The organism is Brucella cytisi (assembly GCF_038433355.1).
GTDB lineage: Bacteria > Pseudomonadota > Alphaproteobacteria > Rhizobiales > Rhizobiaceae > Brucella > Brucella cytisi.
In genome coordinates this window covers 139,219-165,157 of the sequence record NZ_JBCAUP010000002.1, presented here as the reverse complement: position 1 = coordinate 165,157, position 25,939 = coordinate 139,219, and the positions used below count along the sequence as shown (strand labels likewise).

Genomic DNA, 25,939 nt, shown 5'->3' with positions numbered 1-25,939 from the left:
ATCTCTATGCACAATACCTTGAATATCATTGTCGAACGCTATCCCATCGCCGGAAAATTCACAATCTCCAGAGGTTCCAAGACGGAAGCCGTTGTCGTTGTGTGTGTGATTGGCAACGGTCTCAATCAAGGGCGCGGCGAATGCGTTCCTTATGCGCGTTATGGCGAAAGCATTGAGAGCGTGAGTGCCCAGATTGAAGCCGCCCGTACAGCTATCGAAAGTGGCGCCACACGACAGGATATCCAGACTTTGATGCCAGCCGGCGCTGCCCGCAATGCGGTCGATTGTGCCTTATGGGATCTCGAGGCAAAGGCATCAGGCAGAAGTGTCGCCGATATGCTCGGTACGCCAACCCGACCACTTGAAACCGCAATCACCGTTTCGCTCGGCACACCCGCCGAAATGGCAGAGTCGGTAGCCAAGGTCGCTCACTATCCTCTCATCAAGGTCAAAATGGGTGGTGAAAACGATATCGAGAAGATACAAGCGGTCACGACTGCGGCTCCGAACAGGCGCATCATTATCGATGCGAACGAAGGTTGGACGGCCGACAATATTGCCGAGAACATGCGTGCAGCAGCCGACGCAGGCGTCGTTCTTATCGAACAGCCCTTACCAGCGGATAACGATCATATTCTCAGTGAAATTGAACGGCCTGTCATTATCTGTGCCGATGAAAGCGTTCATACGTCGGTCGGACTTGAGGAGCTGGCCAAGCGCTACGACGCGGTGAACATAAAGCTCGACAAAGCAGGTGGACTGACTGAAGGTCTCATCATGCGAGACAAGGCAATCAACTACGGTCTTCAGATCATGGTCGGCTGTATGGTCGGCACATCGCTCGGCATGGCGCCAGCTGTTCTGCTCGCCCAGAAAGCCAATGTGGTTGACCTTGATGGCCCGCTACTCCTCGCCCATGATCGTGACCCAGGCTTGCGCTATGATGGGGCTCTGGTTTACCCGCCGGAAGCCGCCGTCTGGGGCTGACTTGCACGTTGATAACTCTCGCTCGCGGTTCCGCTTATCGGAGCGAGAGCATCTTCGAAAATGTCCGCACAAGCGTCCCAGGTGAACTGCCTGAGCACCTGTGCGGGCTCGAACGGCTCCATTTGCAGGGCTGACAGACACGCCTTCCCAAGATCTTCGGAGAGAACGCCTGCCCCGGTTGCCACCACGACATCCCGTGATCCGGGAACGGGATAGGCCGCCACCGGCAAGCCGGAGGCAATTGCTTCAAGCAAGACGAGACCAAACGTATCTGTCCGGCTTGGGAAGACAAACACGTCGGCTGCGGCATAGGTGTTTGCCAGCGTTTCACCTTCCTGCTTCCCGACAAACACAACCTCCGGGAAACGCGCACGCAGATCGTTGAGGGAAGGACCATCCCCGACGATCAACTTTGTGCCGGGAAGATCAAGCTCCAGAAACGCTGGCAGGTTCTTTTCCGTGGCGACGCGTCCCACACAAATGAACACCGGACGTGGCAAGTCCTTGACCACTTCCGGCCGAGGATAAAACAGATTGCGATCGACACCGCGCGTCCAGAGGTCCAGCCGCGTAAAACCTCGCCCCTTGAGATCATCCACAATAGATTGGGTCGGTACCAGCGTATGCTGGGCCGCATTATGGAAACGTCGCAGGAAAGCATAGGTCCATTGTGGCGGGACAGGAAAGCGTTCCGCAAGATATTCGGGAAACCGCGTGTGAAAGCTTGTCGTGAAGGACCAGCCCATTTTCAGGCAGGCGCGCCGTGCCATAAACCCGAGTGGTCCCTCGGTTGCAATGTGCACATAGTCCGGTCGCATGACCTTCAAACGTCGTCTAAGCGCACCTGGCGTCGTCAAGGCGAGCCGGATTTCCGGATAGGTCGGACAGGGGACCGACCGATAATCCAGCGGAGATATGACGGTGACGTTGTATCCGCGCTCAATCATCAGATCACGACATTTGGTCAGCGTGCGCACGACGCCGTTGACTTGAGGATGCCAGGCGTCGGTAACGATGACAATTTTCTTCATCAGCGGAAGGTCGCCAGTTCGCGGACGGGAAGTGGGAGCTGGATTACCCTATCCTCGTCACGCTCTTCACTGTCGGAATTGACAATACCTGTCGTCGGGCGGCGATCACGGCGTTCCGTCCATTCGATGAGCTCCATACGGCCATCGAAATGTTCAATCACGGCCGTGCAGCTTTCCACCCAATCGCCCGTATTGATGTATTCCACGCCATTCATGCTCTCGATCGTGGCGTGATGAATATGGCCGCAGATCACACCATCAACCCCGATACGCTGCGCTTCTTCCGAAACCACGCTCTCGAACTGACCAATGAAATTGACCGCCTTTTTGACGCGAAACTTCGCCCAGGCTGAAAATGACCAATAGCGCAGGCCGAAAAGCGAGCGAACCCGGCTCATAACCGTATTTATCCAGATCGCTGTGTCGTATGCCCAATCACCCAGATAGGCGATAAAGCGGGCATTGCGTACAACCACATCGAACTGATCACCATGGATTACCAGAAACTTGCGTCCGTCTGCCGTCTCATGGATCGCGCGGTTCATCACTTCGATGCCGCCAAAATGCGTTCCCTGAAAATTACGCAGGAACTCATCGTGATTACCAGCAATGTAGATGATGTTGGCACCCTTGCGGCTCTTGCGGAGCAGCTTCTGGACTACGTCATTATGCTCTTGCGGCCAATGCCAATTGCGCCGCAGGCGCCACCCATCGACAATATCGCCGACAAGATAGATCGTCTCGGCTTCATGATAGCGAAGAAAATCCAGAAGCAGTTCCGCCTGTGCGGCCTTGGAACCGAGATGCACATCCGAGATAAAGAGGGTTCGGAGTTTTCTGGGCTGAGGAGCTTCGGTGCTCATGTGGTTGTCCCCTTCAATGGCAACCTGATCTGAGCGCAGAAAACCCGATTCATGTCACAGAGATATGACGGTCGGCTTTGAGGCGCGGAAGGTAGCATCCGCGCCTCTTGTTGTGTCCACTTTAGGCGACAAGTCCCACAGTTGGGCCGACATATCGCGACTGCGGACGAATGAGCTTGTTTGCCGCCACCTGTTCACGACAATGCGCTATCCAGCCCATGGCCCGCCCCATAGCGAAAACGCAAGTGAAAGCCTCACGTGGGAACCCCAGTTGTTCCAACAACAAAGCAGTATAGAACTCGACATTGGTTTCGAGGGAGCGGTCCGGTTTGTGGCGCTTTAGAACTGCGATAGCGGCTTTCTCAACGGCCTCGGCCAATTCAACGCGGTGTTTTCCACGCCCTTGTTCTAGGGCTTCGATGTGCTTCAATGCACCTTTCAAGGCACCGGCGCGTGGATCGCGTACACGATAGACCCTGTGACCGAACCCCATCAGTCTGTCTCCATCCGCAACAGCGGATTCAAGCCAACGCTCCGCGTTGTCGGGTCTACCGATTGCATCCAGCATATCGAGGACCGGGCCGGGTGCACCACCATGCAGCGGTCCTTTCAGTGCGCTGATTGCGGCAAGCAGCGATGAAGTCAATCCGGCTCGTGTCGATGCCACGACACGCGCAGCAAAAGTCGATGCGTTCAATCCGTGGTCTGAAACCGTCATAAGATAAGTGTTCAGCCCCGCAACTTCTGCTTCATCCGGCATTCCCGCATTCATCATACGAAGGATGTCAGCGCTATGGGGAAGCGTCGGATCAGGATGTATCGGACGGCGCCCCTTCTGGCCCCTCAGAATGGCCGTCGTAAAGACCGCCGGTGCCGCCATCAGGTGTAAGGCTGCGGTCAGATCATCGTCATCAGGGATGCGTGCCATCAATGCGCGAAGCGCTTCTATGGGAGACATTTCCATCAATGTATCGTCAAGCGCATCCGTATGATGATATACCTGTACGCGCGCTTCACCGAGCGCTTTCTGAAGTTCCTCCCCTTTGGGAAGATCATTGAAAAAGCCGCCCCACAGAAGTTCTATTCCATCTTCGACGCTGCTATGCGGGACCAGATCGTCCAGCGACCGACCGCGAATAACCAGCCTGCCTGCAAGCCCATCGACGTCTGACAACACGGTTTCAGCAGCAATCACATCTTCAAGTCCGCTATTCATAATTATTCTCCTTGTTTGCCTTTCGACATTGAATCCAAGTATAGTTGACGTCAATCTTGACGAAATAGATCAATGTAGGGGGCAATAATGGACTGGCTAACTACGGAGGAAGCCCTCGCTGTTCTCCAGACAAAGCCGCAGACTCTTTACGCAAATGTGAGTCGCGGGCGTATCCGTTCCAAGCCATTGCCGGATGATCCGAGACGCAGCCTCTATCGGTCGGAGGATGTCCATCGTCTGGCTGGCAAGCGTCCCGGTCGCAAGAGAGATAGCGTGGTTGCCGCCGACACCATTCGTTGGGGCCTGCCGATCATGCGCTCGGGCATTTCGACCATCCTGGATGGCCGCTTGCTCTATCGCGGCTGCGACGCTGCTGAACTGTCCGAAACAGCAACGCTGGAGGAAGTGGCTGCACTGCTGTGGCAGATGGATTTCGACGGTATCATCAGCAGTGACAACGAATCGACCTTGAACATTCGTCAGACCGAGACTGGGCCTCTGGAACGGCTGTTTACTGTCTTTGGTGTTCGCGCTGCGAATGATCTACCCAGTTCGGGACGTTCAACATCGATTCTGCAGCAAGAGGCTTTTGGTCTGCTGCAACTGTTTCACAATACCGTTCTTGGCGTTTCCGCATCGAATATGCCGATGCATGAACGCATTGCTCAGGCTTGGCAAAAGCCGCAGGCAAGTGATGTGATCCGGCGCATTCTTGTGCTTCTGGCCGACCACGAACTCAATGCATCGGCATTCGCTACACGCGTTGCAGCGTCTACAGGTACACCACTTTCCGCTGCGGTTCTCGCCGGATTATCAACATTGATTGGCCCGCGACATGGACGAGCGGCCACAGCGGCGGCGGCTATTGTTACGCAAACCCGGCAAATAGGAGCAGAAGCAGCGATCAAGGGCCAGCTCAGGCAAGGAACACAGTTTCACTTTTTCGGCCACCCGCTTTACCGCGAAACAGGTGATATTCGCGCCACCGCACTATTGGAACATCTGGAATTGCCTGCCCCCTATAGCGACCTGAAACAAAGTGCCGCGAACATTCTCGGAGAAAAGCCAAACGTCGACTTCGCCCTCGCTGCCGTTACAGAAATCTATGATCTGCCGCTCGACGCACCGCTATTTCTGTTTGCGCTCGCACGCATCGTGGGATGGCTCGCCCATGCACTGGAACAGGCTGATAGCGGATCGCTCATACGCCCGAGGGCAGAATTCATGCCGCCGCTTGAATAACGCTTCACCAAATATTGTTCGCAATGAACGCATATTCTGCTGGTAAAAGGTGGACATATGCGCCCGTGAACCAGAATCCGGTTGATCGGACTGCTCGCTTGGTGGCATGTCTCTAAAACTGGAACAAGATGTGAGGATCGAGCCGTGGACTTGGGCCTGAAAGGTCGAAAAGCAATTGTGTGTGCTTCCAGCAAGGGACTCGGACGGGCATGCGCGGAGGCGCTCGCCGAATCCGGTTGCGATCTGGTTCTCAATGGACGCAACGAAGAAACTCTCGCCACAACCGCGGAAGCAATTCGCAAAACATTTGGCGTGAAAGTCGATGCTGTCGTTGCCGACGTGTCCACTGCTGAAGGGCAAGCCAAACTGCTTGCCGCCTGCCCCGCACCGGACATTCTCGTGAATAATAACGGCGGTCCAGCCTTCAAGGATTTCCGTCTGCTCGACCGCGACGCGATCCTGGAGGGTGTGACACAGAATATGGTCACCCCCATAGAATTGATCAAAGCTGTTATCGACGGGATGGTCGAGCGCCGTTTCGGCCGTATCGTCAATATCACATCGACGTCGGTTTACGCCCCCATTCCCGGGCTTGATCTCTCATCCGGCGCCCGCGCCGGTCTGACTGCATTTCTGGCTGGCGTCGCCCGCACGGTTGCAGCCTCCAATGTGACGATCAACAACATCCTCCCCGGGGCCTTTGACACGGATCGCCTTCGCAATGGCTTTGCATTCTCAGCCCAGAAGAACGGCACGACAGCGGATGCGGAAGCTGCAAAGCGAGCATCAGCAATTCCCGCCGGAAGAATCGGGCAGCCAAAGGAATTTGGTCAGGCCTGTGCCTTCCTATGTTCGGAACATTCCGGGTTCATTACCGGGCAAAATCTCGTTATCGATGGCGGCGCGTATCAGAGTGCGTTTTAACAGCATCAAATAATAGATCTGCAAAATTGGAAAAACTCATTCTCGAAAACGGGCCTACTGAGATTTGAGCCGATAGACTAAGAACAATGACGGCCCAGAGTGCGGAAGTCGTGTACGGAAACTGTATGCGAACACCGCACCCTCCACGTGCAAACGAGCTTTTGCCCTGCACGAAAGATTTTGGAAAGCGATGCGACAATGACCAAGAAAACACCTTCCACTTCCCGTTCGGATTTCGATGAAGCAGCTCTATTCTTCCACCGTTATCCGAAGCCCGGAAAGCTGGAAATTCAGGCGACAAAGCCACTTGGCAACCAACGAGATCTGGCGTTAGCTTATTCTCCCGGCGTAGCCGCTCCCTGCCTCGCAATCCACGAAGACCCGGCAACTGCCGCCGAATACACCGCTCGCGGCAATCTCGTTGCCGTCGTATCAAACGGCACTGCGGTTCTCGGCCTCGGTAACATTGGTGCGCTTGCTTCCAAACCGGTCATGGAAGGTAAAGCCGTCCTTTTCAAAAAATTCGCCGACATCGACGTATTCGACATTGAAATCGACGCGCACGAAATCGGTCGCATCGTTGATGTTGTTGCCGCTTTGGAGCCGACTTTCGGCGGCATCAACCTTGAAGACATCAAGGCACCGGAGTGCTTCGAAGTTGAAGAACAGCTTCGCGCGAAAATGAACATTCCGGTTTTCCACGACGACCAGCACGGCACAGCGATCATCGTTGCTTCGGCGGTGTTGAACGGTTTGGAACTTGCCGGCAAGAAAATCGGGGACGCCAAGATCGTTACATCGGGCGCTGGCGCTGCGGCCCTTGCCTGCCTCAATCTTCTCGTCAATCTCGGCGCGAAACGCGAAAACATCTGGGTCTGTGATCTCGAAGGCGTTGTCTACGAAGGCCGTAACACGCTGATGGATCGTTGGAAGGAAGTTTACGCCCAGAAGACTGACGCGCGCGTTCTGGCCGATGTCATCGGTGGTGCTGACGTCTTCCTCGGCCTTTCGGCTGCTGGCGTGCTGAAGCCTGAACTTCTGAATCAGATGGCCGAAAAGCCACTCATCATGGCCCTTGCCAATCCGAAGCCGGAAATCATGCCGGAAGAGGCTCGTGCGGCCCGCGCCGACGCCATGATCTGCACCGGACGTTCGGATTATCCGAACCAGGTCAACAACGTTCTCTGCTTCCCCTATATCTTCCGCGGCGCACTGGATGTCGGTGCGACTGCAATTAACGAAGAAATGAAGCTGGCGGCTGTTCGCGCAATTGCCGCTCTTGCCCGCGAAGAGCCTTCGGATGTCGCAGCACGCGCTTATTCCGGCGACACACCCACTTTCGGACCAGACTACATCATTCCATCGCCATTCGATCAGCGCCTAATTCTGCGTATCGCCCCGGCAGTGGCCAAAGCGGCCATGGACACAGGCGTGGCGACACGCCCGATCGAAGACATGGAAGCCTATCTCGATCGTCTGAACCGCTTCGTCTTCCGCTCCGGCCTCATCATGAAGCCAGTCTTTGCTGCCGCCCGCGCGCAGGAAAAACCAAAGCGCGTTATTTATGCCGATGGTGAAGATGAACGCGTGCTCCGCGCTGCTCAGGTAGTCATTGAAGAGCGTATCGCGGCTCCGATTCTCGTCGGACGCCCGCAGGTTATCGAAACACGTTTGCGCCGCTATGGCCTCAAGATTCGTCCGGGAACGGATTTCGAACTTATCAATCCGGAAGACGATCCGCGCTATCGCGACTATGTAGACCTTTATCTGTCCTACACCGGCAGGCAGGGCGTCACACCGGAAGCTGCACGCACCATCGTGCGCACGAACTCGACCGCAATTGCCGCTCTCGCGGTTATGCGCGACGAAGCAGACGCCATGATCTGCGGTCTTGAAGGTCGCTTCGAACGCCACCTCCGTGTCGTACGGCAGATTATCGGCAAGGTTCCCGGTATCCGAGACTATTCCGCCTTGAGCCTGCTCATCTCGCAGCGTGGCGCCCTCTTCCTCACAGACACTTATGTCAACGTCGAACCGGGCGCGAACGAGATCGCCGAAATGGCAATTCTTGCCGCAAAGGAAATCAGCCGCTTCGGTATTGAGCCAAAGGCTGCCCTCGTATCGCATTCGAATTTCGGATCGAAAGAATCAGCCAGCGCCGAAAAGATGCGTGAAGCAGCGGCAATTCTTGCCGAGAAGGCACCTGAGCTGGAATCCGATGGCGAAATGCACGGCGACTCCGCTCTCTCGCAGGCTCTGCGCGATCGTGTGTTCCCGAATTCGCGCCTGAAGGGCGAAGCCAATCTTCTTGTTTTCCCCAACCTTGACGCTGCAAACATCACGCTGAACGTAGTCAAAATGGTTACAGATGCGCTGCACGTGGGTCCAATCCTGCTCGGCGCGGCACGTCCGGCACATATTCTGACGCCATCCGTCACCTCGCGTGGCGTCGTCAATATGACAGCACTGGCAGTTGTTGAAGCCTTGCAAAAATCAGGAGAGACTCTTCGCAAGAAGAAGTAATTTAACAACAACTAAGTTAGATAATTATAAAATAAATTCAAATAACGGCGAGTATATTTAAATATACTCGCCGTTAGTATTTAATTTACTATATTTTTTAAACATGATATCGCCAGCATCGTTATCGAGGTTATCATGTCTTTTATTTCAATTAATTCTAATAGGTCGCTGACTTACTCAGTAGTTTTGATATTCTCGGGAATATTGGCTGGCTGTACAACAATACGCCCTCCAGAACTATGCACGCCTGCCGAGCAGATACAGCTTAAGAAGCAACTTCGCGTCACCCAGTCCCCCCTTGATCGCAAGGAGGCGGAGCTTTCTCAGATGAGAAAGACCGCGACCCAGAATCGTTGCGTCGGGAGCCTGTTTACACCTGCTGTCAAATCCGCACGATGCACGAAATTGCTGACCAGAACAGATCATCTGGTAACCGAAACACAGACTTTGCGCGAACGTGTCAATGAGCTGAATATGGCGCTTGCCGGACGTCCGTCTGCGTCCAAACATGTCAAATCGTGCAACGCCTCCTGGGTGGCATCCCCTAAGAAACCTCTGTCGAAAACTGTCCACGTACCACAGCAGAAGTCCAGGGGCATCGCCAAGCCGAGCGTCGAGATGGCCAACTCAATTGCATTGCCTGCCTATGAAACTCCTGCCCCTGTCGAAACAGAGAAAGTGGATTACACGTCATCTGCAACTGTGCAGACCTCGAATATCACACCAGCCTATGTTGCACCTGTCGCAACGACACCGCCTGTGGAACGCCCCTATACGGCAAACGCAAAAGTCAGGGTCGTCGGGTCAGGGTTCTTTCCGGACCAATCAACACCAGCAAGTCAGCCAACTCCGGCCCATGCGCCTGCCCCGTAAGCGCCAGTCGCAAGGGCATGAAAAGGTTCTTGCCCTTGCGCCCAGTTGCAGCCTTCACTGCTTCGGTCCAGACTTTCCATGTCTGATGATCCCAGGGAGCTGGTGGCAAAAGGGCAAAAGCCTCTTCCAGGAAAACACTATCCTCTTCTGACAGGTCTGGCATTTCTGGCAGATCACCGTTAACGATAGACCACCAATGCACCGCATCCTTGAAGCGGTCGAGATTTCCTCGCACTGCCTGCCAGAAAGGCTCAGCCTTCTCGCCGGAAATGCCTATGGCAGCCAGACGTGGCTGAGCTTTTGAAAACGGCATCTCGTGCAGCAGAGCACGATTGAGCGTGTCCAGTTCCGCAGGATCAAACTTTGCCGATGACTTCGATATGGATGCCAGATCGAAACGTTCGGCGAGACTTTCCATATTGGGTGCCGCCGAAACACTTTCCGAGGTGCCGATCAAAATCGCCAACGAGGCCACTGCCATCGGCTCGAACCCGGCGTCGCGCAACGATCCGACAGACAATGCGCCGGTTCGCTTTGAAAGCCCCTCGCCCGAAATTGTCGTCAGTAGATTGTGGTGCCCAAAAACCGGAGCCTTGGCCCCCAGTGCCTCGAAAATAGCAATCTGCACACCGGTGTTGGTTACGTGGTCGTCACCGCGAATGATGTGCGTGACACCGAGATCAATATCATCCACCACCGACGGTAAGGTATAAAGATAAGTGCCGTCTTCACGCACCAGCACAGGATCGGACATAGAGGCCAGATCGACGGTCTGCGGGCCCCGAACAAGGTCATCCCAATGAACCTCCGTGCGCTGCGTATCAAACGGATCAGCTTCGAAATTCGGCAGCAGGAAACGCCAGTGCGGCTTGCGTCCTTCAGCTTCAAAAGCAGCTTTCTCATCGTCAGTGATTTTTAAACCTTCGCGGCCATATACCGGTGGCAGACGACGTGCGAGGCGCAGTTTGCGGCGACGCTCCAATTCATCAGCCGTTTCATAGCAAGCATAAAGCAAGCCAGCCTGTTTGAGCTTCTCTACCGCCTTGCCATAAACATCAAAACGCTTCGACTGATATTCGACGCGATCGGGTTTAACACCGAGCCAGTCAAGGTCGACTGCGATTGCCTGCGCGTATTCTTCCCGGGAGCGCTCAACATCAGTGTCGTCATAGCGCAGAATGAACTTGCCGCCATTCTTCTGTGCGAAAAGCCAGTTTGAAAGCGCTGTGCGCGTATTACCAATATGGATATAGCCCGTCGGCGACGGAGCAAAACGAACGGTTACGGTCATCTTATTGTCTTTCAGCGGTCGCGGAAGCGGTTCGTTATAGGGTAGCGGCGATCGCGTCCAAAATTCTTCTTGGTAATTTTAACACCGGGCGCCGATTGTCGGCGCTTGTATTCAGCCAGATAGAGCAAATGTTCGATCCGTTGAACGGTTTCGAGTGGATGCCCGCGCTCAGCAATCTCGGTGTTGCTCATTTCGTTTTCGACAAGGCATTCAAGAATATCGTCCAGAACCGGATAAGGTGGCAGACTATCCTGATCCGTCTGGTTTTCACGCAGTTCAGCAGACGGCGCCTTGGAGATGATGTTGTGCGGGATCACTTCACTCGATGGGCCAAGCGCACCGTTCGGAACATGACTGTTGCGCCATTCCGACATCGCATAGACCTGCATCTTGTAGACGTCTTTGATCGGATTGAACCCGCCATTCATGTCACCATAAAGCGTCGCATAGCCCACCGACATTTCAGACTTGTTGCCGGTGGTAACAACCATCGAACCGAACTTGTTTGAAACAGCCATCAGAATGGTGCCGCGTGCGCGGCTTTGCAGGTTTTCTTCGGTAACGCCGCTCTCGGTGCCTTCGAACAACGGATGTAGCGTTTCAAGAAAGCCTTCAACTGGCGCAGAGATCGGAACAATATCGTACCGAACACCGAGCGCTTTTGCACAATCGGCCGCGTCTTTCAGAGATTCATCGGATGTATAGCGGTAAGGCAGCATGATGCAGCGCACCCGATCCTTACCCAATGCATCGACGCCGAGAGCCGCGCAGATTGCCGAATCGATACCGCCCGAAAGCCCGAGCACCACATCCTTGAAACCGTTTTTGTTCACATAATCCCGCAAGCCCAGCATGCAGGCGGAATAATCAGCTTCAAGCCCTTCAGGAAGAATAGCCTTTTCGCCTTCGTCACAGTGCCAGCCGTCATCCTCTCTGCGCCAAACGGTCAGCGTGATCTGCTCCTCAAACTGAGGCAATTGCAGACAGAGCGACCGGTCAGTGTTGAATGCAAACGATCCACCATCGAAAACCAGTTCATCCTGTCCGCCAACCTGATTGGCATAGACCATCGGTAACTCGGTTTCGATCACCTGCTTCAGGACAATCTGATGGCGCCGGTCCATCTTCGCACGGTGATAAGGCGAACCGTTCGGCACGAGCAAAATCTCTGCGCCGCTCTCAGCCAGCGTTTCCGCCACACCGAGTTCGCCCCAAATATCTTCACAGATTGGAATCCCGATGCGAACACCACGGAAATTGACTGGCCCCGGCATTGGGCCTGCCTGAAATACGCGCTTCTCGTCAAACTCGCCATAGTTGGGCAGATCGACCTTGAACCGTTCGGCAATGATCTCGCCGCCATCCAGAACTGCGATAGAATTGTGCAGACCGCTTTCTCGGCTAAGCGGCGTGCCGATAATGACGCCTGGTCCGCCGTCGGCAGTATCACTCGCCAGCGCACGAACAGCCTTTTCACACGCAGCAAGAAAGGATGGCTTCAGAACCAGATCTTCCGGTGGATAGCCGGAGATGAACAATTCTGTAAACAAAATGAGATCGGCCTTCATCCTGGCCGCCTCAGCGCGTGCCGCGCGTGCCTTGGTCAGATTTCCGGCGATATCGCCCATGATGGGATTAAGCTGCGCAACGGCAATACGGAGCATGGCAAGATTCTCATGAGAGGCTAACATGCCCCAGCTTTAGCGCGCTTGGGCAAGCAAATGCAACGGATGCAATCAACAGACTACTCTGTTTGTCAGGCCAAATATGTATTGGCGAGGATATAACCCCAGATCGCGACGACGAACACAATGGAAATCAGAACAGCAAGAGAACCGCAGTCCTTCGCAATCTGAATTTCCTTGTGAAAATCCCGCGAGACGGCATCACACGTTGCCTCGATACCAGTGTTCAACACTTCCACGAGGATGAGAAACAAGATCGAGCCGGTCATGAAGAGGAAAGCGAGCCATGTCGGTGCAAGGAAAAAAGCCACCGGCAGAGACAGAAGAAACAGCACAAGCTCCTGTTGGACAGCCTTTTCATGTCCTGCGAGGTACTTCAGTGCTCGCATGGAATTAAGAAAGGCCAGGAAAATGCGCTGCATTATTACCCTCGATCAAATTGGTTACAGCTTGGCCCGAAAATCAGAGCCGATTTTCTGAAAGCATAAAGCGTCCTTCATGCATCCGCTCGGACACATGCCGCTCCAAGGCAATCAATAGGCGAGTTTCCCCGAAATGCAACAGGGCGGAGATCGAAACCTCCGCCCTGCAAGCTCTAGAATGTTGGAAACGGGTCAGGCACTCGCAACCTGCTTGTCCGCACCGGCATCGCGCTCCTTCTTGAGGAGTTCGGCCAGCAAAAACGCGAGTTCCAGCGCCTGATCGGCGTTGAGACGTGGATCGCAGTGCGTGTGATAACGATCGTGCAGATCTTCTGCCGAGATCGCACGCGCGCCGCCCGTGCATTCCGTCACATTCTTGCCGGTCATTTCGACATGGATACCACCTGGATGCGATCCTTCAGCACGATGGATCGCAAAGAAGGACTCCACTTCCTTGAGGATACGGTCGAACGGACGCGTCTTGTAGCCACCGGCAGTGATCGTGTTGCCATGCATCGGATCGCATGACCATACGACCTTGCGACCTTCCCTCTCGACAGCACGGATAAGCTGCGGCAGATGATCACCAACCTTGTCGTAGCCAAAGCGCGCAATCAACGTCAGACGCCCTGCTTCGTTTTCCGGATTCAGAAGATCGATCAGGCGGATGAGATCATCCGGCTGCAGCGACGGCCCACACTTGAGGCCTAGCGGATTCTTGATGCCGCGGCAGTATTCAATATGTGCATGGTCAGCCTGACGTGTACGATCGCCAATCCAGATCATGTGGCCGGACGTGCCGTACCAATCACCGGAAGTCGAGTCCACACGAGTCAGCGCTTCTTCATAGCCAAGTAGCAGCGCTTCATGGCTGGTGTAGAAATCGGTTTCACGCAGCGAATGATTGCTGTCAGCCGTGATCCCGATTGCACGCATGAAATTCATGGTCTCGGAAATACGCTGCGCCAAAGCTGCATAGCGTTCTGCCTGCGGGCTCTTGCCGACAAAGCCGAGCATCCACTGGTGAACGTTCTCCAGATTGGCATAACCGCCCTGGGCGAATGCCCGCAGCAGGTTAAGCGTAGCCGCCGACTGGCGATATGCCATGTCCTGACGCTGCGGATCGGGAATGCGCGATGCCGCGTCGAACTCGATACCGTTGATGATGTCACCACGGTAGGACGGCAGTTCCACACCATTCAGCGTTTCCATGTCCGATGAACGTGGTTTGGCAAACTGACCGGCGATACGACCGACCTTCACGACGGGCTTCGAAGCACCGAATGTGAGGACAACGGCCATCTGAAGAAAGACGCGGAAAAAGTCGCGAATGTTATCCGCGCCATGTTCAGCAAAACTTTCAGCGCAATCGCCGCCCTGGAGCAGAAATGCCTTGCCTTCCGCCACTTCAGCCAATTGCTGCTTGAGCTTACGCGCTTCACCTGCAAAAACCAGCGGCGGATAGGTGCGAAGACGGGCCTCAACGTCGTTCAGAGCCTGTGCGTCCGGATAAAACGGCACTTGCTTGATCGGTTTGTTTCTCCAGGAATGCGGGGTCCAGTTCTTCGTCATTTGAGCACCTGTTTGCTTCTATCCGCTCGATTTCTCTCGGATTATATCCTCCTTACACGAATGCCGGAATTCCTTAACGGACAGCCCGCATCTGACAAAGATGACAGTCTGCCCCGGAAAGCCGGCGTGCGTGGTCGCGCTGATATAATGCAGGCCGAGACTTTATGCCAGCAATAATCGTTAACCGGAGAAACCGGTCGCGAAAGAGTTAGTCGTCAACTTTCTCACCATTCACGACGCGATAGGTCGGCTTATACATAGTGACCAGTTCTTCGGCCGCTGTCGGATGAACCGCCATCGTGCGATCGAAGTCATCCTTGGTCGCACCAGCCTTGAGGGAAATACCCAGAAGCTGAGCCATTTCACCGGCATCTGGCCCCATGATATGAGCCCCGACCACCCTGTGGCTCGCGGCATCAACGATGAGCTTCATCAGCATTTTTTCATTGCGGCCGGAAAGCGTGTTCTTCATCGGGCGAAACAGCGCTCGGTAAACCTCAAGTTCCGGATACTTCTTTGCAGCCTCATCTTCCGGCAAGCCGACCGTACCAATTTCCGGCTGAGAGAACACTGCGGTCGCAATCAATTCATGGTCGGGCTTCGTCGGATTGTCCTTGAACGCCGTTTCGAGAAAGCACATGGCTTCATGAATTGCCACCGGCGTCAGCTGGACACGGTTCGTAACATCACCGACGGCCCAGATATTAGCGACATTGGTACGCGAATAATCATCGACCGGAATTGCGCCAAGCTCATCCACCTTGACGCCAGCTCTCTCCAGCCCAAGACCCGTCGTATTGGCCTTGCGCCCGATCGCCATCATTGCCTGACCGACTTCCAATGTATCGCCATTGTTCAACGCGATTTTCAGATTACCGTCGGACTGCTTCTCGATTTTCTCGAAAACCGCTTCGCAAATGATACGGATACCTTTTGCTTCCATGGTTTCATGCAAAAGATGGCGCAAGTCCGGGTCGAAACGGGAGAGGATTTCCTTGCCTCGATACACGAGTGTCGTTTCGACGCCAAGGCCGTGGAATATGTTCGCGAACTCAACAGCGATATATCCGCCACCCGCAATGGCAATCGCTTTCGGCAGCTCAGCGAGATGAAACGCTTCGTTGGAGCTGATGCAATATTCATGTCCGGGCATGGATTCGGGCATGCTCGGATGACCGCCGGTCGCAATCAATATCTGGTCTGCGGTAACGCGACGACCGTCTGCCTTCAGCACGACAGTATGTTCATCGATCAATTCGGCGCGGCTGGCAAAAATTTCGACATCGGAATTCTGGAGGCCCTTGGTGTAGAGCCCTTCAAGCCGCGCAATTTCCTTGTCCTTGGCATCGATCAGCTTTTTCCAGTCAAACGTCGATGTGCCGACATCCCAACCATAGCCGGCTGCATCCTCGAAATGCTCAGGAAACTGCGAAGCATAGACGAACAGCTTCTTCGGCACGCAACCACGAATAACGCAGGTTCCGCCCATGCGATATTCTTCTGCAAGACCAACCTTTTTGCCCATGGCTCCAGCGAGACGCGCTGCCCGAACACCGCCAGAACCGCCGCCGATAACAAAAAGATCATAGTCGAAGCCGGTCATGGGATTCTCCAATAAACATCAGGTTGGCTGTTATGTAAGCAAAAGAAAAAGCCCGGCCAAGGGACCGGGCTTTCAAATTCCGCGTTACCGCAAAAATTACTGTTGCGCAGGCTGTGCCGGAGCTGCAGCAGCGCCAGCCTGTGCCGCCAGAACCTCAGCTACGCCGGTCGCCAGATCACGCGCGATGCCATTCTGCCAGATATTTGCTGCTTTCACGACTTCACGCGTCACAATCGGGCCTTCGGACAGAAGCTTCTTGCCTGCAGGCGACGTATAGAATGCTGCGATGGCTTTGAGTTCGTCTTCGGAAAACGCTTTTGCATAGGCGCGAGCGGATTCGGTTTCGAGATCAGCACGGCGGGAAGCAAGAGCGAGAGCCTTGTCATCGACAGTCTTCGTGATCAGGGCTTCCAGATTCGGATCCTTCTGGATCAGTTCACCCTTGAGGGAGCGCGCTGCGTTCGGCAGAATTTCGTCGAACTGCTCAGTAGCACTAATCGCAGAAATAGCAGCACGGGCAGCTTCCAGATGAGCTTCAGTGATTTCTTGTGCCGAAGCTGCATGAATGCCCGACATCAGTACGAGCGCGGAAAACGGTGCAATCAGACGGCGAAAGCCAGTTGCCGGGATCATAAGGTCAGTACTCCGTTCAATCAGTTCAAGACCGGTTCATGGTGCGGATGCCGTCGTTGCCGGCAACCACTGCCGCACGCGCCAGTCCGATGAAAAGTCCGTGCTCGACAACGCCTGGAATTGCGAAGAGAGCGTCAGATAGTGTCTTTGGATCGGGAATGCGGCCAAAAGATGCATCCACGATATAATGCCCACCATCTGTTACGAAGGGTGAGCCATCTTTTAAACGCAGTGCCAGCGGGCCTGCAAGACCACACTTCGCAGCTACTTCTTCAATCGCGCGCATGGTAGCACCAAGACCGAAGCGATTGACTTCCACAGGTAGCGGAAAACGCCCAAGTGTTTCGACGACCTTCGAACTGTCGGCAATGACGATCATTGCGTCAGATGCCGCAGCTACGATCTTTTCACGAAGAAGCGCTCCACCGCCGCCCTTGATGAGCGAAAGGTTGGTATCGACTTCATCGGCACCATCCACGGTAAGATCGAGATGAGGCGTTTCATCGAGCGTCGTAAGCGGAACCCCGAGTTCCTCGCAAAGTTTTGCAGTGCGTTCGGAAGTAGGCACTCCAATGATCTTGAAGCCGTTGCTTACCTTGTTGGCAAGCAGGCGCACGAATTCCTCGGCCGTCGAACCAGTACCAATCCCCAGACGCATTCCGTCCTTGACGTGCGTGAGTGCTTCTGCGGCGGCTGCGATTTTCAGCTTGCGAGCTTCGTCCATACTTGAATTCCCGATATTCCCCTGCGGATTCTCATTGTCGTCCGGTTCGCCTCTAGCATGCGGACGCGGCACAACAAAGCGCCTATTCGAACTATGACGCAGAATTTCGGTTTTTAGAGCGCATCCCGATCGTGAGGTTGAGCCGAAGTCGACAATCAGATAGGACTTGCTTATTCCCCATTTCACACACGAGAAGCTAATGTCTGCTGCCAACCCTAAGCCCATCATCGTTTTCGATCTCGACGGAACACTTGTCGACACAGCGCCAGATCTTCTCGACAGTCTCAATCACTGCCTCGCAATATCGGGACTGAAAACAGCAGATCGTGAATCGTTACGCAGATTCGTTGGGCAAGGCGGACGTGTCATGATCGAGCGTGCTTTCGCTGCGCAGAAGAAACAGGCTAACGAAGCACAGCTCGACAACCTCGTGGAAGAGTTCCGCGAACATTATGCGGATCACATGCCGGGACATTCAACCTTTTTCCCAGGCGTTCTGGAAGCAATGGACCGCTTCTCGGCAAGTGGCTACGAGTTGGCAGTTTGCACGAACAAATTCGAGGCCTTGTCGGTAAAACTCCTGACTTCCCTGGGTGAAGCCGAACGATTTGCTGCAATCTGCGGTGCCGATACATTTGCTTATCGCAAGCCTGATCCGCGCCATCTCACCGAGACCATCGTACTGGCTGGTGGCAATCGTGAACGGGCAATCATGGTCGGGGATAGCCGAACCGACATCGACACCGCAAAAGCTGCTGGCATCCCCGTTGTTGCCGTCGACTTTGGATATACCGATCTTCCCGTGCAGCATTACGATCCAAGCCGTGTGATTTCGCATTTTGACGAGTTCACCCTCGAAATGGCCGAACAGCTCATCGATGCGGTCACCGATCCCGTATAAAAGGAGAATGGTAAATGATTACGCAGCGTTTTCTTATATTTGGCTTTGTTTTCTTAGCCACAGTATCAACAGCGTCTGCGAACGACAGATCGCCGGGACTGCCCGGCGTTCAGGCTCAAAAACCCATTGTGACCGCCCCGCCACCTGCTCCCGAACCGGAACAGGCACCAAGCGGTAACTGGAAAAATTTTCGTGTCGGCAATACTGACGTTTCGGTCTCTGGAAGCATCACGATTGATGTCGGCACCAAGAACAGCCGGACGTCCGGTCGTTAATTGCGAGAGGATCGCACCAATGCCGACAGGACAGCAGGTATCTGAGCAGGCAAATCTTCCGCAATAAGTCCATGGCCAAAGTGTCGCGCGGCGTCCGCATGCATCCACACGGAAGCACAGGCCGCTGCAAATGCGGGCATCCTTTGAGCAAGCAGGCCGCACACAATTCCCGTCAAGACATCGCCTGATCCTGCAGTGGCGAGCAGCGGGGTTCCATTGGCATTGACCACTGCCAGACCACCCGGTTCTGCGATCACGGTATCGGGACCTTTATATATAAGGACTGCGTTAGCACGCCTTGCAGCCTCGCGAGCCTTTTCGATCTTTGATGTCGAACTCTTTGCTATATCTGGAAAAAGCCGCCGGAACTCTCCCTCATGTGGTGTAAGCACAACAGCAGTCTTTATGCCCTGTCGCTTATCGAAAAGCTCAGCTGGATTCTGCTCAAAGGCCGTAATCCCGTCGGCATCAAGAACCAAACCATGAAACCCCTCAGCCTCGCCGCTTGCGAGAAACAGGGCGTGCTCACGCGCGAACGCGGGATTTCCATAGCCCGGACCGAGTACCGCTGCTGCGACCTTGCGTTCGGCAAAAAACTGTCGAACATCCCTCAAACCACGGGTCTCACGGACCATGATACTGGTCAAATGCGTGGCATTGACCGCCATAGCATCGGGTGGAGACAGAAGTGTTACCGCACCCGCTCCACTACGGGCCGCAGCGAGGGCTGATAAGCGTGCGGCACCTGTCGAATGAGCGCCACCGGAAAACACAGCTGCATGGCCGCGACTATACTTATGGGCCTCAACGCCAGATACTGGCAGGGCGCGTGCCCAAAGGTCTGGAGCATTCTCGAATGCATGCGGTACGATCGCCGCGAGTATGTGATCGGGAATGCCGATATCGGCCGCATGAAGTACACCGCAATGCGCCCTTCCCGGTTGTAGCAAATGGCCGGGTTTCTTGCGAAAGAACGTAACTGTTGCTCGTGCACGGATCGCCGTTCCGAGGATATGACCGCTTTCACCGGATATGCCGCTAGGTAAATCAACCGCCACAACCGGCACATCAGAAGTGTTCACAGCATCAATCGCGATGGCTTCGGCTCCGTGAACATCGCGAGCGAGGCCAGCGCCGAATAATGCATCGATTACGCCGCCGAAACTCACAACCGAAAATTCACCGAAGTTCGAGACAGGCCCCTTGTAGAACAACGACGCACGCATGGCATCGGAGCCTTTCCGCGGGGGAGCGGATGCGAAGCACACAACTTCCAAACCCGCTTCCAGGAGAAACTGCGCCGCAATGTAGCCGTCGCCACCATTGTTGCCAGGCCCGCACAGAACAGCAACTGGAGCATTGCGAGGAAACATCCGCTGTGCGACCTCTGCGACGGCCCGGCCTGCAGCAAGCATCAGTGAGAAACCATCCTTGATACCAGTCTCGATCGTCTGGCGATCCGCTTCTGCCATTTCCTGCGGGGTCAGCAACTCGTACATCGCGTACCTTCTCAATACGGGGTCTCATTGTGATTAAATACGCGGCACCGGACTTTATGCAAGCTTGCCCGCTTTTGATGCACAATGACTAATTTTTAGACAGATAAACCGGAATGATAGTGCCTATTTCATACCCGTCATCAGAGTCCCGCTTGCACAAGCGTCATGAATAGTGCCACTCTGCCTGCGGATGAACGAAATCGAAGAAATTTTTTATACGGACTTCAAACTGGCACACTTCATGCTTCTCTATTGGTGAAACGGGCACAATGTCCATTTCCGTAGAAGAGCGGAGACCATTCTCTGATGAAAAAGATCGAAGCCATCATTAAGCCCTTCAAGCTGGATGAAGTGAAGGAAGCCCTTCAGGAAGTCGGCTTACAGGGGATCACTGTCATCGAAGCCAAGGGCTTTGGACGACAGAAAGGTCATACCGAGCTTTACCGCGGCGCCGAATATGTCGTCGACTTTCTTCCAAAGGTGAAAGTTGAAGTCATCGTCGCAGACGAAACCGTGGACAGCGCCATCGAAGCCATCCGCAAGGCTGCCCAGACGGGACGCATCGGCGACGGCAAGATTTTCGTCTCCAACATCGAAGAAGTTATCCGTATCCGCACCGGTGAATCCGGCGTGGATGCAATCTGATAATACCTGCGTACAATCCATCGTCGTGCAAACAGGGAATTAAAATGACGACTGCCAACGATATTCTCAAACAAATCAAAGACAACGACATCAAGTTCGTCGACCTTCGCTTCACCGACCCGAAGGGCAAACTGCAGCATGTTACGATGGATATCGGCCTCGTGGACGAAGAAATGTTTGTCGACGGCGTGATGTTCGACGGCTCTTCCATCGCCGGTTGGAAAGCCATCAATGAATCCGACATGGTTCTGATGCCGGATCCGACGACGGCCCATATCGACCCGTTCTTCGCTCAATCCACACTGGTCATCCTTTGTGACATTCTTGACCCGATCTCGGGTGAAGCCTATGGCCGCGATCCGCGCACGACCGCAAAGAAGGCAGAAGCCTACATGAAGTCGCTCGGCATCGGCGACACGGTCTATGTCGGTCCGGAAGCTGAATTCTTCGTCTTCGACGACGTGAAGTACAAGGCTGACCCGTACAATACCGGTTTCAAGCTCGACTCGACCGAACTGCCGTCAAACGACGATACTGAATATGAAACGGGCAATCTCGGCCACCGTCCGCGCGTCAAGGGCGGCTATTTCCCGGTACCGCCGATCGACAGCGCGCAGGACATGCGCTCGGAAATGCTGACCGTCCTCACCGAAATGGGTGTCACGGTTGAAAAGCATCACCATGAGGTTGCTTCCGCACAGCACGAACTCGGCGTGAAATTCGACACGCTGGTCCGCAACGCCGACAAGATGCAGATCTACAAGTATGTCGTGCATCAGGTTGCCAACGCCTATGGCAAGACCGCAACCTTCATGCCGAAGCCGATCTTCGGTGACAACGGTTCGGGCATGCACGTCCATTTCTCGATCTGGAAAGAAGGTAAGCCAACCTTCGCCGGTAACGAATATGCCGGCCTGTCGGAAAACTGCCTTTACTTCATCGGTGGCGTCATCAAGCACGCCAAGGCGGTGAATGCCTTCACCAACCCGTCGACCAACTCCTACAAGCGTCTGGTTCCGGGTTACGAAGCCCCGGTTCTGCTTGCCTACTCGGCTCGCAACCGTTCGGCTTCCTGCCGTATTCCATTCGGCAATTCGCCAAAGTCCAAGCGTCTGGAGGTTCGTTTCCCTGATCCGGCGGCAAACCCGTATCTGTGCTTTGCTGCCCTGCTGATGGCTGGTCTTGACGGCATCAAGAACAAGATTCATCCGGGTCAGGCCATGGATAAGGATCTTTACGATCTGCCTGCCAAAGAACTGAAGAAGATTCCGACCGTCTGCGGTTCGCTGCGTGAAGCACTGCAGTCGCTCGATAAGGATCGTGAATTCCTCAAGGCTGGCGGCGTGTTCGATGACGATCAGATCGACAGCTTCATCGAACTCAAGATGGCCGAAGTGATGCGTTATGAAACGACGCCGCATCCGGTCGAGTACGACATGTACTACTCGGTTTAAGAAAGCTGCGCAGGCGTTAATGCGTTCGCGCCATTACTTTTGCTCTTACCGAGGGGAACGACGCGCAACACTTGATGATTGCGCGCGCAAAAGAAACCCCGGCATTGCCGGGGTTTCTTTATTAGATCAATGCGATAAGTCTGATATTTAAAGTGCTTTGAGCACGCGCGCCGCCATCATCATTTCAATTTCGCGGTTTTTTCGCCGCTCTATGGCTTCCGCGTCCGAACCCCAATGCTCGATAGTCCAGTCCTCATCAATATGAGCCAGATTCCAGCCTTGCTCTGCTGTTATTTCACCCTTTGCGATAGCAAGTGCAATAATCGCTGACCCGGTCAGCGTCGTCATTGTATGCAGTGATGCCAGCGCGATTGGGTCTTTGAAACCAGCCAGATGAACACCAAATGCCGCGATGGCTTCCCGAGGCTGTTCAATGTGCATCACACCTTCAGCAAGTGAAAAACGTGCGCCAAGGCCTTCCATCCAATCGATCAGCGGATCCCATTGCCCGGTCTGCCGGGAAACGAGTTCCTGCGGACTATCGGCGCGATAGCAAAGCATATCCGTGCCTGCGAAACGCAAAATGTCCTCGAAAACTGCCTGCGGATCCTGCGCAATCCCATCAATCGCCGTGTTGACGAGACGGGTCGCAGGCATTTTCCCCGGGTCGATAACCTTTTCCTGAGCGATGAATTCGTCCGCTACGATCTGGGCCGCCGCCTTGGTCGGCAACAGCAGCAGATTGCGAGCCGGTGTCTTGACAGGGCGACCATCCAGATGGACGGCAAAGCCGCCTTCAACTTCCGCCACTTCTGCCTTTTCGTAGAAGCGTTTAGGCAGTTGCGCCAGCATCTGCTTTTGCGCCCGCACGATTAGGTTTTCGTCCGAAAGCTGCTTTCCTGCCTCAAGATCACTCAAAATATCACGCATAGATTTGTCCAGTTCAGTGTCGCTGACTTGGTGGAAGGCTCAACAACTAGAGAACCTGTTCGTCCATACCTTGCAGCAATGCATGGAGTTCAGATGGCGCTTCCAGAATGTGATGGGCGCCAGATTCAATCAGTCCCTGTCGGTTATGATACCCCCAGGAGACGCCCACCGCCATAGCCGCCGCCGCACGTGCCATCTGCATATCATAAACAGCATCACCGATAACAATTGTCTGGCTGGGTTCTATCCCCATTTCCGCACAGGATTCAAGCACCATGGCCGGGTGTGGTTTCGACGGGCAATCGTCAGCAGTACGCGTCACCACGAAATGATGCCCGATGCCATGACGTTCGAAAACAGAGCGGACGCCGCGCTGGGATTTTCCGGTCACTATGCCAAGCAGAAGATCGTCCCTCGCCCCGAGCTCCGTCAGAAGCGGCAGAATTCCATCGTAGAGCGGCTCCGTGAAATCGGGCGCCTGTCGCAACATCACAAAGTTTTCCTTGTAGCGTTGCGTCAACCAATGCACCTGCTTATCCGGCTCACGATCCAGAATCTTAGCAATAGCCAGATGCAGCGACAGGCCGATGATCGAATGCGTTTCCTCGATTGCTGGAGGTTCCAGACCGGCATCTGCAAAGCTCGTAGCCATGCATCTGTGAATGAAGTCACCGCTGTCGACCAGCGTACCGTCGCAATCGAAAAGGACCAGTTTCATCGGGCGTTGGTGACCTTTGCCGGCTTGTTGATAATCATCAGTCCGCAACCAATCAGCGCAAGAGCCGCGAATATTTTCCAGCTCAGAGGCTCATTCAGGATCAGACCGCTCAATAACACGCCGAAAGCGGGCGTGAGAAAGGCGAAATTAGAAAGTTTCGATGCCGGATAACGGCGCACCATCCAGAACCAGAGCGGATAGGTGAAAGCCACCACGAATATCGCCTGAAAGAGAAACGCCGATATGGACAAGGCATCCGGACTACGAAGCAATGGGCCGCTCAACGCGATGAATGGCAGCGGCACCAGTGTCGCGACCACCAGCTGGTAGAGAAGCGTCTTTTCTGGAGCCGTATAGGCAAGCCGGGTTCGCTTGATAACCAGCGTGGTAAGTCCCCACAGCACACCTGACACGAGCGCAAGCATATCACCATAGATGGCGTGCGGCCCCGGTCGGCTGACATGATCGGAGAAGACGAGAAACACACCCAGAAAGGCGATACACATGCCAACGAAGGCCCGGACAGACATCCGTTCGCCGAGAAGGAAATGACTGCCAATAGCGACCCAGAACGGCATGACGTTCATCATGAGTGTGACGCGCCCAACGCTCGTCAGCTCCATCGCCAGAAAAATCAGAACGAATTCGCTTCCGAACAACAGCCCGGCGGCAATTCCGGCCCAGAGCGTGCCATCACGCTTGAAAAGCGGAATACGGCGCCAGTAACACCACAGAAAAACGCACAGGCCACCGAGCGCAGCGCGCCCCGCTGCCATCAGCATGGGATTGAACCCTCGATTGCCGATCTTGATGGCAACCTGATTGAGCCCCCAGCTGAACATGATGAACATGACCAGCATGATGGCCAGTCCATCGAACGAAACTCGTCCCTCGGACGATCCCCCCGCTTCGCCTGACATTTTTAATCTTCCGCACTTTCCTCATCGAAACCGAGTAGGTTCCACGACTGAACCATATGCGGCGGCAGTGGCGCCGTCACATCGATAGTACCGCCCGAGGGGTTTGGAATACGAATACGGCGCGCATGAAGATGCAGACGTTTTTGTATACCGCCCGGAAATTCCCAATTCTGGTCAGCTTCAAAATACTTTGGATCACCGATGATAGGATGACCGATATAGGCCGCATGAACGCGCAACTGATGGGTTCTGCCGGTATAAGGCTCCATCTCGAGCCAGGTCAGGTTATTCCCTGCCTTCTCGATGATGCGATAATATGAGACAGCATGATCGGAATCCGGTTCGCCATGCTGGCAAACACGCATCTTGTCGCCATCCGGTGTCTGTTCCCTGACCAGCCAAGTGGAAATTTTGTCTTCGCGCTTGCGTGGAACGCCTTTGACCAAAGCCCAATAGGTCTTTTTGGTGTCGCGTTCACGGAAGGCGGCGGTCAACGCCTGCGCTGCGCCCCGCGTACGAGCAACGACAAGCACGCCCGATGTGTCACGGTCGATACGATGCACAAGACGCGGTTTTTCGCCCCTCTTGTTGCGCCACGCCTCAAGCATGCCATCAACATGACGCGATACGCCCGAACCGCCTTGCACGGCGAGTCCTGCGGGCTTGTTGAAGACGTACACTTTCGGGTCTTCATAAAGAAGCATCTGCGAAAGTACGTCGCCGTCCTGCTGACTGCGGATTGTGCGCGCGGTAACCGGCCCAGTGGCTTTTTCATCGACGCCAAGAGGTGGAATACGAACCGTCTGCCCAGCCTGAATACGCGTATCTGCCTTGGCCCTTGAGCCGTCGATACGAACTTGCCCCGACCGCAGAAGCTTCTGCAGATGACCGAAACCCAGCCCCGGATAATGGACCTTGAACCAGCGGTCGAGCCGCATGCCCGCCTCGCCTGTATCCACAATCTTCTGTTCAACGCCTGCCATGGAGAAACCCGATCAACTCTTGCTA

Annotated in this window: 23 protein-coding genes; 8 read left to right on the top strand and 15 right to left on the bottom strand. The window is 54.6% G+C overall.

All coding sequences use genetic code 11. From position 1 onward, the window contains the following. Nucleotides 1-6 precede the first annotated feature (6 nt). Nucleotides 7-987, top strand: coding sequence for an N-acetyl-D-Glu racemase DgcA (gene dgcA / locus AAE521_RS03020; protein ID WP_071630184.1), 981 nt, complete (start codon nt 7-9; stop codon nt 985-987). Here the strand turns inward: dgcA and AAE521_RS03015 are convergent. From AAE521_RS03015 to AAE521_RS03005, 3 genes are all read right to left on the bottom strand, one after another. Continuing rightward, nucleotides 957-2,018, bottom strand: a complete 1,062-nt coding sequence (locus tag AAE521_RS03015; RefSeq protein ID WP_071630183.1) for a glycosyltransferase family 4 protein — start codon at nt 2,016-2,018, stop codon at nt 957-959. The two genes, dgcA and AAE521_RS03015, sit on opposite strands and share 31 nt — an antisense overlap. Next, entirely contained in the window at nt 2,018-2,881 is an 864-nt protein-coding gene (locus AAE521_RS03010) for a UDP-2,3-diacylglucosamine diphosphatase (protein WP_071630182.1), read from the bottom strand. The genes AAE521_RS03015 and AAE521_RS03010 overlap by 1 nt, the downstream gene beginning before the upstream one ends. A 121-nt stretch (nt 2,882-3,002) precedes the next feature. Then, nucleotides 3,003-4,097, bottom strand: coding sequence for a citrate synthase/methylcitrate synthase (locus AAE521_RS03005; protein WP_342060429.1), 1,095 nt, complete (start codon nt 4,095-4,097; stop codon nt 3,003-3,005). 87 nt (nt 4,098-4,184) lie between these two features. Here AAE521_RS03005 and AAE521_RS03000 point away from each other — a divergent pair, with 87 nt between their 5' ends. From AAE521_RS03000 to AAE521_RS02990, 3 genes are all read left to right on the top strand, one after another. Next, the gene (locus tag AAE521_RS03000) at nt 4,185-5,339 is read left to right on the top strand and encodes a citrate synthase (RefSeq protein ID WP_071630180.1); all 1,155 of its coding nucleotides are present in this window, start codon (nt 4,185-4,187) and stop codon (nt 5,337-5,339) included. A 144-nt stretch (nt 5,340-5,483) separates the two neighbouring features. Continuing rightward, nucleotides 5,484-6,263: an SDR family oxidoreductase gene (locus AAE521_RS02995; protein ID WP_071630179.1), complete on the top strand. Its 780-nt coding sequence runs from the start codon at nt 5,484-5,486 to the stop codon at nt 6,261-6,263. A 198-nt stretch (nt 6,264-6,461) separates the two neighbouring features. Beyond that, nucleotides 6,462-8,786 (top strand): NADP-dependent malic enzyme, encoded by a 2,325-nt coding sequence (locus AAE521_RS02990; RefSeq protein WP_071630178.1) that lies wholly within the window; start codon nt 6,462-6,464, stop codon nt 8,784-8,786. Between the two features lie 790 nt (nt 8,787-9,576). Here AAE521_RS02990 and gltX read toward each other — a convergent pair. The 7 genes from gltX to rpiA all read right to left on the bottom strand — a co-directional run bounded on the left by gltX (nt 9,577) and on the right by rpiA (nt 17,589). Then, nucleotides 9,577-10,950, bottom strand: coding sequence for a glutamate--tRNA ligase (gene gltX, locus AAE521_RS02985; protein ID WP_071630176.1), 1,374 nt, complete (start codon nt 10,948-10,950; stop codon nt 9,577-9,579). 11 nt (nt 10,951-10,961) lie between these two features. Next, on the bottom strand, nt 10,962-12,641 hold the full coding sequence (locus AAE521_RS02980) for an NAD+ synthase (RefSeq protein WP_342060428.1): 1,680 nt from the start codon (nt 12,639-12,641) through the stop codon (nt 10,962-10,964). A gap of 65 nt (nt 12,642-12,706) precedes the next feature. Then, entirely contained in the window at nt 12,707-13,057 is a 351-nt protein-coding gene (locus AAE521_RS02975) for a diacylglycerol kinase (RefSeq protein WP_010660042.1), read from the bottom strand. A 192-nt stretch (nt 13,058-13,249) separates the two neighbouring features. Continuing rightward, nucleotides 13,250-14,629 carry a class II 3-deoxy-7-phosphoheptulonate synthase gene (locus tag AAE521_RS02970; RefSeq protein WP_071630174.1) on the bottom strand — a complete coding sequence of 460 codons (1,380 nt, stop codon included), beginning with the start codon at nt 14,627-14,629 and terminating at the stop codon, nt 13,250-13,252. Nucleotides 14,630-14,837: 208 nt separating this feature from the next. Then, nucleotides 14,838-16,232 (bottom strand): glutathione-disulfide reductase, encoded by a 1,395-nt coding sequence (gene gor / locus AAE521_RS02965; RefSeq protein ID WP_342060427.1) that lies wholly within the window; start codon nt 16,230-16,232, stop codon nt 14,838-14,840. Nucleotides 16,233-16,328: 96 nt separating this feature from the next. Then, nucleotides 16,329-16,865, bottom strand: coding sequence for a DUF2059 domain-containing protein (locus tag AAE521_RS02960; protein ID WP_010660039.1), 537 nt, complete (start codon nt 16,863-16,865; stop codon nt 16,329-16,331). A gap of 25 nt (nt 16,866-16,890) precedes the next feature. Beyond that, entirely contained in the window at nt 16,891-17,589 is a 699-nt protein-coding gene (rpiA, locus tag AAE521_RS02955) for a ribose-5-phosphate isomerase RpiA (RefSeq protein WP_071630172.1), read from the bottom strand. A gap of 199 nt (nt 17,590-17,788) precedes the next feature. Between rpiA and AAE521_RS02950 the strand changes: the two genes are divergently transcribed. Further along, nucleotides 17,789-18,490 carry an HAD family hydrolase gene (locus AAE521_RS02950; RefSeq protein WP_342060426.1) on the top strand — a complete coding sequence of 234 codons (702 nt, stop codon included), beginning with the start codon at nt 17,789-17,791 and terminating at the stop codon, nt 18,488-18,490. Nucleotides 18,491-18,504: 14 nt separating this feature from the next. Further along, nucleotides 18,505-18,765, top strand: a complete 261-nt coding sequence (locus AAE521_RS02945) for a hypothetical protein (protein WP_071630170.1) — start codon at nt 18,505-18,507, stop codon at nt 18,763-18,765. On the opposite strand, the gene AAE521_RS02940 is transcribed toward AAE521_RS02945, so the two are convergent. Then, nucleotides 18,762-20,264 carry an NAD(P)H-hydrate dehydratase gene (locus tag AAE521_RS02940; RefSeq protein ID WP_342060425.1) on the bottom strand — a complete coding sequence of 501 codons (1,503 nt, stop codon included), beginning with the start codon at nt 20,262-20,264 and terminating at the stop codon, nt 18,762-18,764. The genes AAE521_RS02945 and AAE521_RS02940 overlap by 4 nt on opposite strands. 306 nt (nt 20,265-20,570) lie before the next feature. On the opposite strand from AAE521_RS02940, the gene AAE521_RS02935 reads away from it, so the two are divergent. Both AAE521_RS02935 and glnA read left to right on the top strand, forming a co-directional pair. Next, the gene (locus tag AAE521_RS02935; protein ID WP_002964122.1) at nt 20,571-20,909 is read left to right on the top strand and encodes a P-II family nitrogen regulator; all 339 of its coding nucleotides are present in this window, start codon (nt 20,571-20,573) and stop codon (nt 20,907-20,909) included. A 44-nt stretch (nt 20,910-20,953) separates the two neighbouring features. Next, on the top strand, nt 20,954-22,363 hold the full coding sequence (gene glnA, locus AAE521_RS02930) for a type I glutamate--ammonia ligase (protein ID WP_010660034.1): 1,410 nt from the start codon (nt 20,954-20,956) through the stop codon (nt 22,361-22,363). 147 nt (nt 22,364-22,510) lie between these two features. Here the strand turns inward: glnA and AAE521_RS02925 are convergent, their stop codons facing one another. From AAE521_RS02925 to AAE521_RS02910, 4 genes are read right to left on the bottom strand one after another with little or no spacing between them, the layout of a single operon-like run. After that, the gene (locus AAE521_RS02925) at nt 22,511-23,293 is read right to left on the bottom strand and encodes an ATP12 family chaperone protein (protein WP_342060424.1); all 783 of its coding nucleotides are present in this window, start codon (nt 23,291-23,293) and stop codon (nt 22,511-22,513) included. A gap of 46 nt (nt 23,294-23,339) precedes the next feature. After that, complete coding sequence (locus AAE521_RS02920) at nt 23,340-24,011, bottom strand: HAD-IA family hydrolase (protein ID WP_071630167.1); 672 nt, start codon at nt 24,009-24,011, stop codon at nt 23,340-23,342. Beyond that, a complete protein-coding gene (locus AAE521_RS02915; protein ID WP_071630166.1) occupies nt 24,008-24,931 on the bottom strand; it encodes a DMT family transporter in 924 nt (307 codons plus the stop codon). The genes AAE521_RS02920 and AAE521_RS02915 overlap by 4 nt, the downstream gene beginning before the upstream one ends. A gap of 2 nt (nt 24,932-24,933) precedes the next feature. Beyond that, a complete protein-coding gene (locus AAE521_RS02910) occupies nt 24,934-25,914 on the bottom strand; it encodes an RluA family pseudouridine synthase (RefSeq protein WP_342060423.1) in 981 nt (326 codons plus the stop codon). Between the last annotated feature and the right edge of the window lie 25 nt (nt 25,915-25,939).

What these genes read in the sequence shown, in the direction of transcription:
- dgcA (WP_071630184.1), top strand. Translation starts at nt 7, where the DNA reads ATGCACAATACCTTGAATATCATTGTCGAACGCTATCCCATCGCCGGA.
- AAE521_RS03015 (WP_071630183.1), bottom strand. Translation starts at nt 2,018, where the DNA reads ATGAAGAAAATTGTCATCGTTACCGACGCCTGGCATCCTCAAGTCAAC.
- AAE521_RS03010 (WP_071630182.1), bottom strand. Translation starts at nt 2,881, where the DNA reads ATGAGCACCGAAGCTCCTCAGCCCAGAAAACTCCGAACCCTCTTTATC.
- AAE521_RS03005 (WP_342060429.1), bottom strand. Translation starts at nt 4,097, where the DNA reads ATGAATAGCGGACTTGAAGATGTGATTGCTGCTGAAACCGTGTTGTCA.
- AAE521_RS03000 (WP_071630180.1), top strand. Translation starts at nt 4,185, where the DNA reads ATGGACTGGCTAACTACGGAGGAAGCCCTCGCTGTTCTCCAGACAAAG.
- AAE521_RS02990 (WP_071630178.1), top strand. Translation starts at nt 6,462, where the DNA reads ATGACCAAGAAAACACCTTCCACTTCCCGTTCGGATTTCGATGAAGCA.
- gltX (WP_071630176.1), bottom strand. Translation starts at nt 10,950, where the DNA reads ATGACCGTAACCGTTCGTTTTGCTCCGTCGCCGACGGGCTATATCCAT.
- AAE521_RS02980 (WP_342060428.1), bottom strand. Translation starts at nt 12,641, where the DNA reads ATGTTAGCCTCTCATGAGAATCTTGCCATGCTCCGTATTGCCGTTGCG.
- AAE521_RS02975 (WP_010660042.1), bottom strand. Translation starts at nt 13,057, where the DNA reads ATGCAGCGCATTTTCCTGGCCTTTCTTAATTCCATGCGAGCACTGAAG.
- AAE521_RS02970 (WP_071630174.1), bottom strand. Translation starts at nt 14,629, where the DNA reads ATGACGAAGAACTGGACCCCGCATTCCTGGAGAAACAAACCGATCAAG.
- gor (WP_342060427.1), bottom strand. Translation starts at nt 16,232, where the DNA reads ATGACCGGCTTCGACTATGATCTTTTTGTTATCGGCGGCGGTTCTGGC.
- AAE521_RS02960 (WP_010660039.1), bottom strand. Translation starts at nt 16,865, where the DNA reads ATGATCCCGGCAACTGGCTTTCGCCGTCTGATTGCACCGTTTTCCGCG.
- rpiA (WP_071630172.1), bottom strand. Translation starts at nt 17,589, where the DNA reads ATGGACGAAGCTCGCAAGCTGAAAATCGCAGCCGCCGCAGAAGCACTC.
- AAE521_RS02950 (WP_342060426.1), top strand. Translation starts at nt 17,789, where the DNA reads ATGTCTGCTGCCAACCCTAAGCCCATCATCGTTTTCGATCTCGACGGA.
- AAE521_RS02945 (WP_071630170.1), top strand. Translation starts at nt 18,505, where the DNA reads ATGATTACGCAGCGTTTTCTTATATTTGGCTTTGTTTTCTTAGCCACA.
- AAE521_RS02940 (WP_342060425.1), bottom strand. Translation starts at nt 20,264, where the DNA reads ATGTACGAGTTGCTGACCCCGCAGGAAATGGCAGAAGCGGATCGCCAG.
- AAE521_RS02935 (WP_002964122.1), top strand. Translation starts at nt 20,571, where the DNA reads ATGAAAAAGATCGAAGCCATCATTAAGCCCTTCAAGCTGGATGAAGTG.
- glnA (WP_010660034.1), top strand. Translation starts at nt 20,954, where the DNA reads ATGACGACTGCCAACGATATTCTCAAACAAATCAAAGACAACGACATC.
- AAE521_RS02925 (WP_342060424.1), bottom strand. Translation starts at nt 23,293, where the DNA reads ATGCGTGATATTTTGAGTGATCTTGAGGCAGGAAAGCAGCTTTCGGAC.
- AAE521_RS02920 (WP_071630167.1), bottom strand. Translation starts at nt 24,011, where the DNA reads ATGAAACTGGTCCTTTTCGATTGCGACGGTACGCTGGTCGACAGCGGT.
- AAE521_RS02915 (WP_071630166.1), bottom strand. Translation starts at nt 24,931, where the DNA reads ATGTCAGGCGAAGCGGGGGGATCGTCCGAGGGACGAGTTTCGTTCGAT.
- AAE521_RS02910 (WP_342060423.1), bottom strand. Translation starts at nt 25,914, where the DNA reads ATGGCAGGCGTTGAACAGAAGATTGTGGATACAGGCGAGGCGGGCATG.